We start from the raw sequence: 12,996 nt of genomic DNA on the forward strand, positions 1-12,996 counted from the left end.
CATGCGACCATTACGAATTCGCTTAGTAAATTTTGGCCCTTATAAGGACCAAACAATTGATTTTGAAGATTTTAATGATGCCCCATTGTTTCTGATTAGTGGTAAGACGGGGAGCGGTAAAACAACTATTTTTGACGCAATGTGCTTTGCACTGTTTGGCCGTTCTTCTGGTGGTGACCGCAATCCCGATGAAATGCGCTCGGACTTTGCTGACCAAACGGAAGAAACGTTTGTCACATTCATTTTCGAACACCATGGTCAACAATATGTGATCAATCGCAAACCGAAACAGATCCTTGCTAAAAAGCGTGGTACAGGGACAACTGAACAAGTTGCCAGTGTAGAATTGACCGTTACTGATCGCGATGGCAAAGAACAAAGCTGGACGAAACGCGGAACAGTGGATCAGAAACTATTTGATTTGCTCCATCTGACGCCAGCACAATTCACTCAGATCGTTCTGTTACCTCAAGGTCAGTTCAGACATTTTCTTGAGGCAAACAGTAATGACAAGGAAGCTTTGTTAGCCGATTTGTTTGGAACTGATTTATATAAGCGTTGGGCCAATAATTTAAATGATCAGTTAAAGACGATGCGTCAGGCATCAAAAGATCAGAGTACGCAATTGGTGACGTATGCAAAAATGATTAAATGGCAAGATGACACAGAAGTACCGGTCGCTGATGCACCGGCTACAGACATTTTGGCCGCTCTGGTTCAGCAAAATGAAGCGATGAAGCCGGAATTAGCACGTAGACGACAAGAAAACGACAAGGAATCAGCTCGATTGAGCCAATTGACTACTCAGGTTAAAACAGAAGAAAGTTTGCTAGCTGTCTTTAACCAACGTGAGCAAGCACAATTGGCGCTGACCAAACTCAATCAGCAGACAGCTGAAATGGAAAAACTAGCCGCTCACATCAAACAGTTGGAGTGGGTTCAACAAACTATGCCACTGCAAGAAAAGGCAGTAGAAACAAAGCAACAGGAAACGCGGACCACGGAACGGCTGGCATCGAGTAAAACTAGTTTGAACACTGCTCAACAGACATTGGCTGAAGCGATAGCAGTCGTTGAACAATTAAATGCGCAAAAACCGGAAGAGGCCAAACGGCAATCTGAACTGACGCGCCTAAAACAAGTGCGACCATTGTTTGAAACTGTGGCGACGTTGAGTAAACAGCAAGTGGCACAACAGCAGCAGTTAAAGGCCGCTCAAACAAACGCTGAGCTAACGACTAAGCAACTCAGCGAGCAACAGCAGTTACGTGATCAGCTGGATCAGCAACTCACGACGTTACAATCATTAGACGCTAAGCAATTAACGGTTAGAGATCAGCAACATGCGTTAAAAACATTAACTGATCAACAAGCAGACCTCGATCAACAACAGCACGCGTTACAACTGCGACATCAACGAATAGATAAAACGGCACAACAATTGGCTGAATTGACCGCCAAACAAAAAGATGCAGCGGATCATTATCAACAGTTGGATCACGACTGGACTGTCGGCCAAATTCAGCGTTTGAGTGCAAAATTAGAAGATGGCGAACCTTGCCCAGTATGTGGTTCTACGGAACATCCTAAGATTGCGGTGGCGACAGTAACAGCCGTAACTGAAGACGAACTTAAGGAGGCAGATAAACAGCGACAGGACATCAATCAGCAGGTTGCTAATGTTACGGGACAACTCAATGAATTGAGGGCAGCGCAAGAAAAGGATCAGTCTGCCTATACGGAAAATGAGTCAAAATGGGCTAAACGTGTTGCTGAGCTAGCAGACAAATCAGTGACTGCCGATAGTGCACGTAATGCGTTATCACAATTTAAGCAACAATTAGCTAACACGGTTCAACAACTGAACGATGCCCTGGAACATCGTACGCAACTCCAGCAACAATTATCCGTCATCAAACCGCAGTTAGAAACGCTGACTGCCCAGCGTGATGAGGCCAACAAAAAGGTACAACATGTGCAAACGGAATTAACTACCGTGACGGCACAACTTGAAGACCGTCGTCATGATCTTCCAGACCAGTTTAACGATTTAGCTTCCTTAGATGCGCATATTAAGCAAGTTGAACAGGCGAGTCAGGTTTATATAGATCAGACGACCAAACATCAGACTGCCCAAAATAAGGCCCAGCAAAACGTTACACAATTACAAACGCAGGTAACGAGTCTGACCCAGACTCAAACTGAACAACACAGGGCAGCCATGAGTGCACAGCAAACATTTGATGAAGCCTTAAATAAACGACGCCCCGTTGTGGAACTGGCAGTGTTCAATCAATTGGCGAATGAAGTTGCCAAACTTGATAATCAAAGAAAAGTGCATCAACGTTTCTTAACAGATAAAAGTCGTGCTACTGCGCAAGTTGAGACACTTACGAAACAAATTGGCGATCAGACTAAGCCAAATGTGGACGAAACTGCCAAAGCCCGTGAAGTACAGACCGAAAAGCAACGGAGTGCACAGCAAGCATTCTATGATTTTCAACAAGTCGTCCAAAGCAATGAAGATGTGGCGACCAAGATGAAGACGTTAATGGATGAAAGCCGCGAAGCACAACAACAATTGGCCGAAATGGCTGAGTTGGCTGACACTGCTACTGGTAGAAGCGATATGCATCTGAGCTTGGAGCGGTATATTTTACAAACCTATCTTCAGAAAGTGCTGACAGTGGCCAATGTTCGGCTAGCCGTATTGACGAATAAACGCTATCAGTTCCGCTTGGATACAGCTACTGGTTCACGGGCTACAGATACTGGGTTAGAGATCAACGTGTTTGACGATCAGGCTGGCAAAGTCCGTAGCGTGCATACCTTGTCCGGTGGCGAAAGTTTTATCGCTGCTTTGTCACTGGCCTTGGCACTAGGCGAAGTCATTCAAAGCGAAGCGGGCGGAATCACAATCGAAGCACTCTTTGTAGATGAAGGTTTTGGCTCACTGGATGGTGAAGCTTTGCAGATGGCGATGGAAGCTTTACAGACCATTGAAGGCAACAATCGGATGATTGGTATTATCAGTCACGTGACAGAAATGCAGGAACAAATTCCGGATCAACTGCAGGTTGTTTCGTTAGCGAATGGGCAGAGTACAATTAAGTATCAGCATGAGCTGTAGTTAAAGATATTTCCTGGGAAATAAAAGATCGACCAATTTGAGAAAATTGGTCGATTTTTTATGCGTTCTATTTGAATAAAATGGACTTAAAAAGGAGGATTACGCCTAGATAACCATCCTTTTCACTTTGCATGATACCGGCCCACATTCCTGAAATCATATCATGAATAGACTGCGTTAAGCTCGGAATAAGCAGAAGCGTTAAACAGAGTCCGCCGATTATTAACGTTTTCTTTGACAAGATTCGGTTCATTTGTGTCCAGTTGATTGTGCAAAGAAGCCAAATCAATGTAATGATGAATGGCAATTCTAACCAATCACGAAGGTTACTAGCAGACATGTGAAGCGCTAGCCCAATCAAATACCCGACAATAGATAGACCTGCCACGCTAAGAACAAATTTACTTAGCCTAGATAACGGTTCTGGCCCATGTGACTCAAATTTGTGAATCAACTTATCATCGCCCTTAATCAAATCATCTAATGATAAATCAAAAAGTTCGCCTAACTTAATGACATTGGTGAAACTTGGTAACGCAGTGTCACTTTCCCATTTCGAAATAGATTCGCGTGAAATATTCAAACGTTTAGCCAGATTAGCTTGTGACCAATGTCGTTGTTCACGTTGTTGCTTGATTTGTTGACTGATTTTCATACTCTTCGCCTCCTCGATCTCTTTGATACATCAAGTGTAAAGGCTTATTTTCAGAAGAGGTAGGACTTTATAGTTACATTGTCAGTTTTGAATAATAAAAATTTGGTTAACTAGGAAATTGATAAGTTAATGTCCGTGGTCGCAGTTGGGACAGTGTTAACGAGTAGTTCAATATGGTGATTGCCAGCATATAAAGTGCGGGTCGTCAGTTGTTTCCAGGCCAGCTTGAATTGCCCGTCTAGTATCTGTTGTGACTTTAAGTTGACACGCTTGATAAAGAAATCTTTAGCAGATGTTTGCTGGTTCTTTTTAACATAGTGTACGCGGTAACCAAGATAAAGTGGCAGATCCGTATTTGTGACATTTGTGAGCTGATAGTTAAATACTGATGTTTGGTTCAGTGTAGTCGTTTTTGAAGAGGCTGTTAGTGAAACGTTTGTCAGCAATGCTGCGTCATGTTGACTGTAGCCCAACAGTGACAGTACATCTGGATTACCTGACTTAAATAAAGTTCGTAGGCCACGATTAATGATCCAATCGGTTGTTTCAGAATCGTGCCAATGTGTCTGACAAAAATTAATTACGGATTGCGGATGATCCTTGCTAATATCATTGAGATTATTGGCGACGCTTTTTTGCACATACTGACTCTGGTCGTGAATAAGTGTCTTTAAAATTGGAAAGATTGGTGTCGGATCATCCACGAATTGGGTTAGTCGGATTCCCCACGGCAAACGTGGCCGGATTCCTTCACTAGCCAATCGACGTTGGTCAATATTTTGACTATGAGACCACTCAATCATTTGCTCAATCGTTTGTTCAGGGTATTTAACCAGAAAAGGTCTAATTGCGAATTCTGCTGAGGAAGACTGCGTCAAAATACCGAGGGCTGTCATCGAAGTTTGCCAGTCATCGAGTCCGTACATTGCAACGTAGTTTGGCAAACAGAGTGCCGCGAACCCGGTGATTGTTGTACTGATATTACATAGAAGTTCGACGGCCTGCTTGAAATCTCCAGGCAACTGGTTATGTAAGGATTTAGTTATTTGATCCCGTCGTTCCATCAACTTGAGTGATGACCATTGAGCGTTAACTGTGTCTTGGACGAATTTTGAAACGTCAAACGATGAATCGTGTTCAGAAATTGCGGTTCCTAATTGAGTTAGGAATGTTGTTGAATAAACATCTTTTAAAGCGTCTGCCATGCAACTGTGCCTCCATGAATTGATGTGACTTTATTAATAGATTCATTTTACAAAACAAATCCTGACATCCTTTGTCATGTATTTGTATTGCGCCAAACATTTTTTGATTTCTTGTTTCATTCGTTGTTGTAAAGAAGCGGGCTTTACGACTTTTAAATGAGAGCCAAAGGAAAGCAAATAGGTGATCAGCCAATCATCGTCATTTATTTTGGTATTAACGATGTAGCCGCCGTCTGCTTCTTGAATGATTTGACTGGTTGCAAAGGCCTCAAACAAGCGATATTTCAACTCTGCATCTGCGTGTAATTGAATTGGAATTTGATGTATTGCTGTCGATTGTTGTGATGAACGGGTAGTCAACCAAGGCCGTTTACCATCGACCATTGATTGTTTTTTAGAAACTTGCAGATGATCAATACGTGAAAGCTTAAATAAGCGATCCGCTTGCCGCTCCACCGAGTAACCACGAAGATACCAGGCCTTATCCTTAAAGATGACTTGATATGGAAAAACTTCGCGAGGTAGATATTCGTTTTTAGCACTTAAGTAATTAAAATTAATGAGGTGAGAATGAATAATGGCATCCCTAAGTTTAGCCAGATCATTTTTTTGCTGACGTTGGTCAGACCACGTGGATGGATCGATGGTAATCCACGCAACTGGCTGTTGATGAAAAATTGCTGATAGCTTTTCCAACGTGCTGCCATTGTCTATACCAAAACTTTTTAAACCATTCAAAGCAGTCAAAATGGCGGATTGTTCTTGTTTATCGACAATCGTGTTATCGATTTTATAGCCCGGCAATAGTTCAATCCCACCATTGCGGCCTTGTAGAACATAAACGGGAACGCCAGCCGAGGACAGATCATCAACGTATCGATAGACAGTTCGCACGGAAACGTCTAACTGATCTGCTAAGGCAGGTGCTGATATTTTTTCGTGGTTCAATAGTAAGTAAATCATTTGAAATAGTCGGTTTGATTTCATCTTGACTAGCCTTTCTATTGGTAATGGCATTACAGTGATGCTGATTAGTGCAGTCTCTATAATTGATTCTGCACCTTTTTAATAAAACATGACAGAATGTTGTCATGTTTTGACTGATAAACTAAATTTTGTCAGTGAGGTTATATTCTTACTGAATTTCGTTTGGAAAATGCAAAAATATCCTAGGAGGAATTAATCATGAGTAATGAACAATTCACATACAAGCCAGGTACAGAGGCTTTCTTCAACATTGTTATGGAAGGGCTCAAAGGAGAAGTTGACAGTGATAATTTCTGGGAAGCAGTAGACGAAAACGCAGTATTTGAGTTTATGTATAATATTCCTGGTTTCACAAATAAAATTGAAGGTCGCCAGGCTTATATGAATTGGTTTGATGGTTATTCGGCTGTGTTAAACAGCGCAGATGGTTTGCGTGTGTACAAAGATTCTGAACGGCAAGCGGTCATTTTAGAATATGCTGTGCATGGCACTGTACCAAGTACTGGTAAGAATTATGACAATAACTTTTGTTCTATTGCGATTATCAAGAATCGAAAGATTGTCCACTGGTATGACTACATGGATACCATGGCAGTAATGACTAGCAACACACCTAATGCAACAAACTAAGGTTGAACGGCCGCGACAAAAGCTGGCCGCAACGAAATAGAAAAATTATATCTTGCAGAGTTAATCCAAAAAGTGAATAGTTAGATTATTCATCATGGCGTAAGGTCATTTCGGTGCCTTGCCACATGAGTTCTTTGGAGGCTTGGAATGATATGACGACACAATCTGAAAATAATGCACAGTATCAAACAGACAAGAATCTCTCAATTCGCCAACGATTGCATCAACAGTACAGTACGAACAGCCAAGGGCTGATGCCTTGGCTGCGTGAGCAGATAACGATTCGTCCAGGTGACAAAATATTAGAGTTGGGCTGCGGCAATGGTAGTCTTTGGGAAGGCTATTTGACTCAGATTTCGTCGACCGTTCAATTAACGTTATCTGACTACTCTCAGGGCATGGTTGATCAGGTAACGCGGCAATTTGACCAGGATTCTCGGGTTAATTGCTTAAAAATCGATGCCCAGTCAATTCCGTTTGAGGACGGTACATTTGATATCGTTATTGCTAATCATACATTACATACTGTCCCCAATATTGCCTTGGCGATCCGTGAGATTAGGCGAGTTCTGAAACCGCACGGCACATTCTACACATCAGCGAATGGAAATCATGGCATGGAATATTACCTGCATACTGCTATTCAATCAATTCAACCATCAAATACGTCTTTTTCTGACCAGCTGAGCTTTAACTTGCAAAACGGAGTACCACAATTAGAGACTGCGTTTAGACAGGTTGCCCGTCGCGATTACCCAGATAGTTTACGTATTACGAAAACGGCGGACTTGATTGCTTGGATTGAATCTACGAGAACACCTGACGACGGTATTGATGATGCGTTGTTAAAACAACTTGCGACGTATTTCGAGGCATTAAGACAGCGTGACGGCGCAATTATGATTCCTAAGCAAGTGGGATTACTAATTGCTAATAACTGAGTGGTCAGAGTAACAGAGACCATTAACATACGAAATTTAAAAGGCCCGATGAAGCTTAAAAATCTTCATCGGGTCCTTTTTGAATATATAGTTCGACGTGTGTGGCAATTACTTGCCGTCTGGATGCTCGTCTAACCATTGCTGTAAAAAGGCAATTTCAGTCTTACTTGAATTTATGCCATAGGCAAAGGCAAGCTTTTGTCCGGTAGACATTGTTTTATTGTACGTTGGCAGATAATTTTTAAGGCGCTGTTGTAGTTGTTCAGCTTCTTCAGTCTCCTTAGCAATTTCATCTTTAACAATTTGAACGATATGCTTAGGATCGACAAACTCACCAAACATCAGCCGTGCCAAGAAGTCCGATTTGACACTTTCTGGTTCTACGGGCGACTTTAAGTAGTCCTCAAATTCCTGACTTCCGGCGTCCGTAATGGTGTACACGTGTTTATCCGGTTTACCTTGTTGTGGCACAATTTCTTTAGTCACCAAACCGTCCTTTTCCAGTTTGCGCAGGGCGGGGTACACCATGCCAGCTGAACTGTCGAAGAAAAAGGCAAAACTGGTTTGAAATAACTGAGTAATGTCATAGCCAGTTTGAGGCCCACTTTTTAAAATTCCAAGAACGATTTGGCGACTTTTCATGAATACTCTGACTCCTTTGAAGGTTAAATACAGATTATCACAGAATTTATAAATATTGATATGTTTATTGTTCGACTTTTACATCGTGATGAATGAGTGCCAAGTAATCTTTACGACGGTAAAAGAGAAGGGCAACGAAAACAAACACAATGGCAAACGGAAATGCATGTCGATATAACGTTAAGAACGCCTGTGAAATCAAAGACTTTGTGTGTGTTGCGATAGAAGAACTAGTTCGTTTGATTTCACGATTGTCATGTTTGATGACGGCGGAAACCTTTTTGGTCACTTGTGTCTTGATTTGCTGACGGACAATTGCCTGCTGTGGTGCTGGAAGTTGATCAACATGGGCTTTAACAGTAGCCAAGGCTGTTTCTCGAGAAATAATCTGTGCCTGCTGTTGCTGGCTGATGCCGTTACTGTGATGACCTGATGTTTTAGCACCATTACTCGTGAAATGTTGATGAGTAACGGTTAACATTTTTTGCTTGGTGGTCTGAGACAAAGATGTTTGTTCAATACGGTTGCGGGCATCATGCCAGGCTGTTGTTTTTGCAGTATTGATGTTACTTGTCAGTAGAGACACGAAGATAGCAACAGCCAGAACGCTCCCAATTTGACGAAGAACACCCATAACGGACTGAGAAGCCGTCAATTTTTCGCCTTCAAAGTCAGATGCGGCCAGGACAGTGATGGGCCCAATAATGACGCCATACCCAGCACCGAGCAGAACAAGGCCAATCAATGTTTGCCAGTAACGGTCAGGATTCATAAAGCCAAGAACACCATAACCAGCCGCCATGGACAAAAATCCTAAAGTAATAATCAAACGGGGACCGTAATGTTCAATAATGTTTCCAGCGATTGGTGACATCACAAAAATCATGAACGAGGCTGGTGTGATTAACAGAGCCGCGATAAGTTCTGTTTTGCCCTGAACCTGTGTGAAGAATGTTGGCATAATGACCATCACTGCGATTAACAATAAGCCGGCCAAGATAACAGTGAGGGCCGCACCAGAAAATTGACGGTCAGCAAACAAATCTAGACGAACCATTGGAGATTTCACACGTGATTCTAGGAAGACAAAGGCAATAAAAGCAATCACAGTCAAGACCGCTAGACCGATGATCCGTTTGCTCGTCCAACCCCAATCTGTGGCCTGCGTTAGGGATAATGTGAGTGAAAATAAGGTCACCATCAAAAGTAACATGCCACCAAAATCAATTTTAGCGTTGATTCGTGGTTCATGACGTAGCGGTAATTGCATAATCACGGCAATAAAGGCAATCAACAGTAAGGGGAGATTGATGTAGAAGACCCAGCGCCAACCTAGGAACTCAGTGACCACACCACCGATGGTCGGGCCTAAAGTTGAGGCCAGACCTTGTGTGAGACCAATTGTAAGCAGTGCAGTTTTACGTTTTTCCTGTGAGGTCGAAGCAATAGCGATAGTCATGCTGGTTGGGAAAATAATCGCAGCACCAATACTTTGGATGCCTCGACCGACAATCAGAGTTGCTGGGATATTTGCATCCCCTGAAACAAAGGAACCAATCGCAAATGTCAACAAACCGAGGAGATAGACCTTGTTACGACCAAAAATATCAGCTAGCCGGGCTAAAGGAATAGTGAGTACGGCAAACGTGATCGTGTAGATGTTAAGTGCCCAGGATAACTGGTCCAGTGGCACGTTCATACTGGTTTGAATTGCGGGTAAGGCAATGTTCATCACCGTTGTGTCCAGCATGCATAGAAAAGTGCCGATACACATGGTTAGAATTAATAGCATGTTTTTATTTTTCATAATCAATGTCACTTTCATATTAACAATTATAGTATCGTTCGAACAATTGATACTATAATTGTTAATAGTAACATTGTCAATATAAAATCTTCGTTTTATTTTCCTTATCCAAGAAAAGGCTTACAGTAGGAATAGGTTATGATTAGTAAATTTTACTAGGAGGTTGGAAAATGCGTGCAGTTGTGATTAGTGAGCCTGGCGACTCAAGTGTATTGAAGATAGAAGATCGGCCCATTCCCAAGGCTGATGCGACACATACGGTGATTAACATTAAGGCGTTTGGAATTCATCGTTACGAAGTATTGACGCGTGCAGGAGGCTCGCCATCAGTTAAGTTTCCAAGAGTCATTGGTGTGGAGGCCGTCGGTGAAGTATTTGAACCAGCTGCAAACTCGAAATTTACTAAAGGCCAGCGGGTTCTCGTGATTAACGGTGGCTTTGGTCGTGAATTTGACGGTAGTTATCAAGAGTATGCTTTAGTTCCCGATGAACTATTGTTTGCGGTTGACGATGATGTTGATTGGCAAACGTTGGCACAGTACCCGGAAAACTTTTATACCGCGTTTGGTGCAATGAGAATGACGAAAGTGCAAAAGAGTCAATCATTGTTAGTCCGTGGCGGCACGACTGCAGTGGGGATGGCGATGATTGGCCTGGCTAAGTCACTAGGCATTGAGGTTTCAGCCACGACGCGAAAGCCTGAACGTAAGCAATTATTGCTGGATCAAGGCGCCGATCACGTCGTCATTGATCAGGACAACCAACTTCAAACGGATAAAAAGTTTGATGGCATTGTTGATATGGTCGGTACGGTCAGTTGCTTGGATTCCATTCAACATGTAAACCGCGGTGGTGTGTGCTGTATGATTGGATTGCTGGCTGGCGAGTGGATTTTTAAAGAGTTTGATCCATTTACGCTCGGCGGTGCCTATCTGTCTGTATTCGACGGTGGTGAACCAAGTCAGGCATTATTTGATGAAATTTTTGATTTGATCAAACGCAATCACCTGAGCATCCCGATTTCGAAGACGTTTAAGTTAGCAGACATTGCAAAGGCGCAAGATTACGTCATGGCAAACCCACAGCCAGGGCAAGTTATCGTGACAACTGACTAATATTCCAAAAATAACGTGTAATCCTCAGTCTTGGGTTACACGTTATTTAGTCGATACTGTTAGGAAATGGTCGTACTTGAATGCAGCAATACAAAATCGGAAATTGTGTTTGTACATCTGCTTCAATACGTTTGCAAAGCTGGAAACTCTCTGTGGTGGATAGTTTGCCAGAAACGCGGATTTCAGTTTCGATAATAATGTTGTCACCTGTGTAACGGCCATTAACATAGTCGATATCACGTACACCGGGCATTAGGCCAATATAATGACGAATGTGGGCCTGCATCACAGGGTTGAAGCCATTGGACAATTTTTCAGCGCTGGTACTGATAATTTGATTACCGTTCACGATGATATAAATACCTAGGATAAGCGTTGCGAGACTATCAAACCAATTTAGCCGTAACCAATAGGTGAGAAAAATAGCAATCATAGTGCCGTAAGATGTAAAAGCATCACTGAGCGAATCTCGTGCTGAAGCAATTAACGCGCTGTCTTGCGTTCGTACACCAATAAGATGATTGATTCGACTGATCACAAGCATTAGAGTGCCAGAAATGGCTGCTGTATAGGCTGCGATGATGCGAATCGCGGATGTTTGACCCATTATGATAGCAATCATACTTTGCCCAGCAGACCATAGACAGTTCAGGCCAACAAGATCCATAATGATGCCAGCTAAAAATACGGCAATGGTTTCATATTGCCAGTGACCTTCTTGATGGACATCATCACGGGGGATGCTGGAAAAGTGCAGACCGACAAGTAGTAAAACAGAAGATAGCACACCTGTGATATTATTTTTACCATCAGCGATGAGTACCGTTGCGTGACCGAATCGGCCAATCAGTAATTCACCGACAGACATAAGTAGGTAGACACTCATGTTCAAATAGATGAGTCGCCGTGCCATTGCCATTCGATGCTTACTGGTTGTTTGTAGTTTTTGTGAGATATCGACAACTTCTTTTGACATAAACGGCCTCTAGGTTTTGAAGTGAAAATTAAGTAGAATCAATGTAAGAGCTGTAATGTAGAACAGATGTAATGTAGAACAGATGTAATGTAAAACGGAAAAGAGCTGAGCGGATGACGACACAAGACACAAAGGAAAAGAATACGGAAGTTGCGCTTAAAAAAGCGTTTGTTAAGCTTGTGACTGCCAAAACTTTTCGAAAAATGACCATTCGTGATATTGCAACTACTGCTCACATCAGCCGGGGGACATTTTATCTTCATTATGTGGATAAATATGCGATGCTGGCGGCCTATGAGGATGAGTTGATAGCGGGTATTGAGCAGATTTTTGCTGACTACACGAAGGTAGCATTGAAGAAAAGTGACCAAGTGACCGATAATGTCTTCTATCACATGTTTGTTTACCTTAATCGTCACAAACGGCTCGTTCAAACGCTTTACCGAATTCCAGAATCATCAGTGATGAGTAAAATGACAGCATTCATTACAGCTGAGGTAGCACGTGAAACGATTACTGGAGAGTCAGATCAGCACGGAGAAGGCATTCCCTTAGAGTATGCACGGGCCATTCTTGTTCAAAATATCTCCGGTATTATCACCCAGTGGTTTCAAAAGGCACAGCCGGAATCTCCGCGGGAAATTTTTGATATTTTTATGAACAGTCGAGTACTGTCACCCATTGATTTGACTGCGCTTGTTCAGAATGAAAAATAATTTTAATTAACGTCATATAAGCCGTTGCCGAGGCCCATTAATTGGGTTTGATCAACGGCTTATTTTTAGTATAGAAGCGTCATCAAGACAGACAATGGGCAGGTTGGCAGAAAGTGTTCATTTCATGTACGGATTGGGACTTTTGTGAAGGCACGTTCTCTCATGCCTTTCAAGGGACTGGATCTTTTTGGA

General features: G+C 42.5%; 11 protein-coding genes. 5 read left to right on the forward strand and 6 right to left on the reverse strand.

The genetic code is table 11. From position 1 onward, the window contains the following. Position 1: 1 nt before the first annotated feature. Positions 2-3,130, forward strand: coding sequence for an AAA family ATPase (locus ABUE36_RS00380; protein WP_178941767.1), 3,129 nt, complete (start codon positions 2-4; stop codon positions 3,128-3,130). 67 nt (positions 3,131-3,197) lie between these two features. Here the strand turns inward: ABUE36_RS00380 and ABUE36_RS00385 are convergent, their stop codons facing one another. From ABUE36_RS00385 to ABUE36_RS00395, 3 genes are all read right to left on the reverse strand, one after another. Beyond that, positions 3,198-3,785, reverse strand: a complete 588-nt coding sequence (locus ABUE36_RS00385; RefSeq protein ID WP_161000734.1) for a helix-turn-helix transcriptional regulator — start codon at positions 3,783-3,785, stop codon at positions 3,198-3,200. A gap of 110 nt (positions 3,786-3,895) precedes the next feature. Then, positions 3,896-4,990, reverse strand: coding sequence for a DNA alkylation repair protein (locus ABUE36_RS00390; protein WP_161000733.1), 1,095 nt, complete (start codon positions 4,988-4,990; stop codon positions 3,896-3,898). Positions 4,991-5,032: 42 nt separating this feature from the next. Then, the gene (locus ABUE36_RS00395) at positions 5,033-5,977 is read right to left on the reverse strand and encodes a helix-turn-helix transcriptional regulator (RefSeq protein WP_178941768.1); all 945 of its coding nucleotides are present in this window, start codon (positions 5,975-5,977) and stop codon (positions 5,033-5,035) included. A 198-nt stretch (positions 5,978-6,175) separates the two neighbouring features. Here ABUE36_RS00395 and ABUE36_RS00400 point away from each other — a divergent pair, with 198 nt between their 5' ends. Further along, positions 6,176-6,607, forward strand: coding sequence for a nuclear transport factor 2 family protein (locus ABUE36_RS00400; RefSeq protein ID WP_161000731.1), 432 nt, complete (start codon positions 6,176-6,178; stop codon positions 6,605-6,607). A 152-nt stretch (positions 6,608-6,759) separates the two neighbouring features. After that, positions 6,760-7,548, forward strand: a complete 789-nt coding sequence (locus tag ABUE36_RS00405; protein ID WP_287707538.1) for a class I SAM-dependent methyltransferase — start codon at positions 6,760-6,762, stop codon at positions 7,546-7,548. Between the two features lie 108 nt (positions 7,549-7,656). Here the strand turns inward: ABUE36_RS00405 and ABUE36_RS00410 are convergent, their stop codons facing one another. Both ABUE36_RS00410 and ABUE36_RS00415 read right to left on the reverse strand, forming a co-directional pair. Further along, positions 7,657-8,190, reverse strand: a complete 534-nt coding sequence (locus ABUE36_RS00410; RefSeq protein WP_421016989.1) for a PadR family transcriptional regulator — start codon at positions 8,188-8,190, stop codon at positions 7,657-7,659. 64 nt (positions 8,191-8,254) lie between these two features. After that, complete coding sequence (locus tag ABUE36_RS00415; RefSeq protein ID WP_287707539.1) at positions 8,255-9,997, reverse strand: MFS transporter; 1,743 nt, start codon at positions 9,995-9,997, stop codon at positions 8,255-8,257. A gap of 170 nt (positions 9,998-10,167) precedes the next feature. Between ABUE36_RS00415 and ABUE36_RS00420 the strand changes: the two genes are divergently transcribed. Further along, complete coding sequence (locus tag ABUE36_RS00420; RefSeq protein WP_178941770.1) at positions 10,168-11,112, forward strand: zinc-binding dehydrogenase; 945 nt, start codon at positions 10,168-10,170, stop codon at positions 11,110-11,112. A 46-nt stretch (positions 11,113-11,158) separates the two neighbouring features. Here ABUE36_RS00420 and ABUE36_RS00425 read toward each other — a convergent pair whose 3' ends face one another. Beyond that, the gene (locus tag ABUE36_RS00425; protein ID WP_161000726.1) at positions 11,159-12,088 is read right to left on the reverse strand and encodes a cation diffusion facilitator family transporter; all 930 of its coding nucleotides are present in this window, start codon (positions 12,086-12,088) and stop codon (positions 11,159-11,161) included. A gap of 113 nt (positions 12,089-12,201) precedes the next feature. Between ABUE36_RS00425 and ABUE36_RS00430 the strand changes: the two genes are divergently transcribed. Next, positions 12,202-12,804 carry a TetR/AcrR family transcriptional regulator gene (locus ABUE36_RS00430; RefSeq protein WP_161000725.1) on the forward strand — a complete coding sequence of 201 codons (603 nt, stop codon included), beginning with the start codon at positions 12,202-12,204 and terminating at the stop codon, positions 12,802-12,804. The last annotated feature ends 192 nt before the right edge of the window (positions 12,805-12,996 follow it).

It is taken from the genome of Furfurilactobacillus cerevisiae (assembly GCF_048961765.1).
Classification (GTDB): domain Bacteria; phylum Bacillota; class Bacilli; order Lactobacillales; family Lactobacillaceae; genus Furfurilactobacillus; species Furfurilactobacillus milii_A.

Coding starts and splice junctions, on each gene's coding strand:
- ABUE36_RS00405 (WP_287707538.1), top strand. CDS start 6,760: ATGACGACACAATCTGAAAATAATGCACAGTATCAAACAGACAAGAAT.
- ABUE36_RS00425 (WP_161000726.1), bottom strand. CDS start 12,088: ATGTCAAAAGAAGTTGTCGATATCTCACAAAAACTACAAACAACCAGT.
- ABUE36_RS00385 (WP_161000734.1), bottom strand. CDS start 3,785: ATGAAAATCAGTCAACAAATCAAGCAACAACGTGAACAACGACATTGG.
- ABUE36_RS00395 (WP_178941768.1), bottom strand. CDS start 5,977: ATGAAATCAAACCGACTATTTCAAATGATTTACTTACTATTGAACCAC.
- ABUE36_RS00430 (WP_161000725.1), top strand. CDS start 12,202: ATGACGACACAAGACACAAAGGAAAAGAATACGGAAGTTGCGCTTAAA.
- ABUE36_RS00410 (WP_421016989.1), bottom strand. CDS start 8,190: ATGAAAAGTCGCCAAATCGTTCTTGGAATTTTAAAAAGTGGGCCTCAA.
- ABUE36_RS00415 (WP_287707539.1), bottom strand. CDS start 9,997: ATGAAAAATAAAAACATGCTATTAATTCTAACCATGTGTATCGGCACT.
- ABUE36_RS00400 (WP_161000731.1), top strand. CDS start 6,176: ATGAGTAATGAACAATTCACATACAAGCCAGGTACAGAGGCTTTCTTC.
- ABUE36_RS00380 (WP_178941767.1), top strand. CDS start 2: ATGCGACCATTACGAATTCGCTTAGTAAATTTTGGCCCTTATAAGGAC.
- ABUE36_RS00420 (WP_178941770.1), top strand. CDS start 10,168: ATGCGTGCAGTTGTGATTAGTGAGCCTGGCGACTCAAGTGTATTGAAG.
- ABUE36_RS00390 (WP_161000733.1), bottom strand. CDS start 4,990: ATGGCAGACGCTTTAAAAGATGTTTATTCAACAACATTCCTAACTCAA.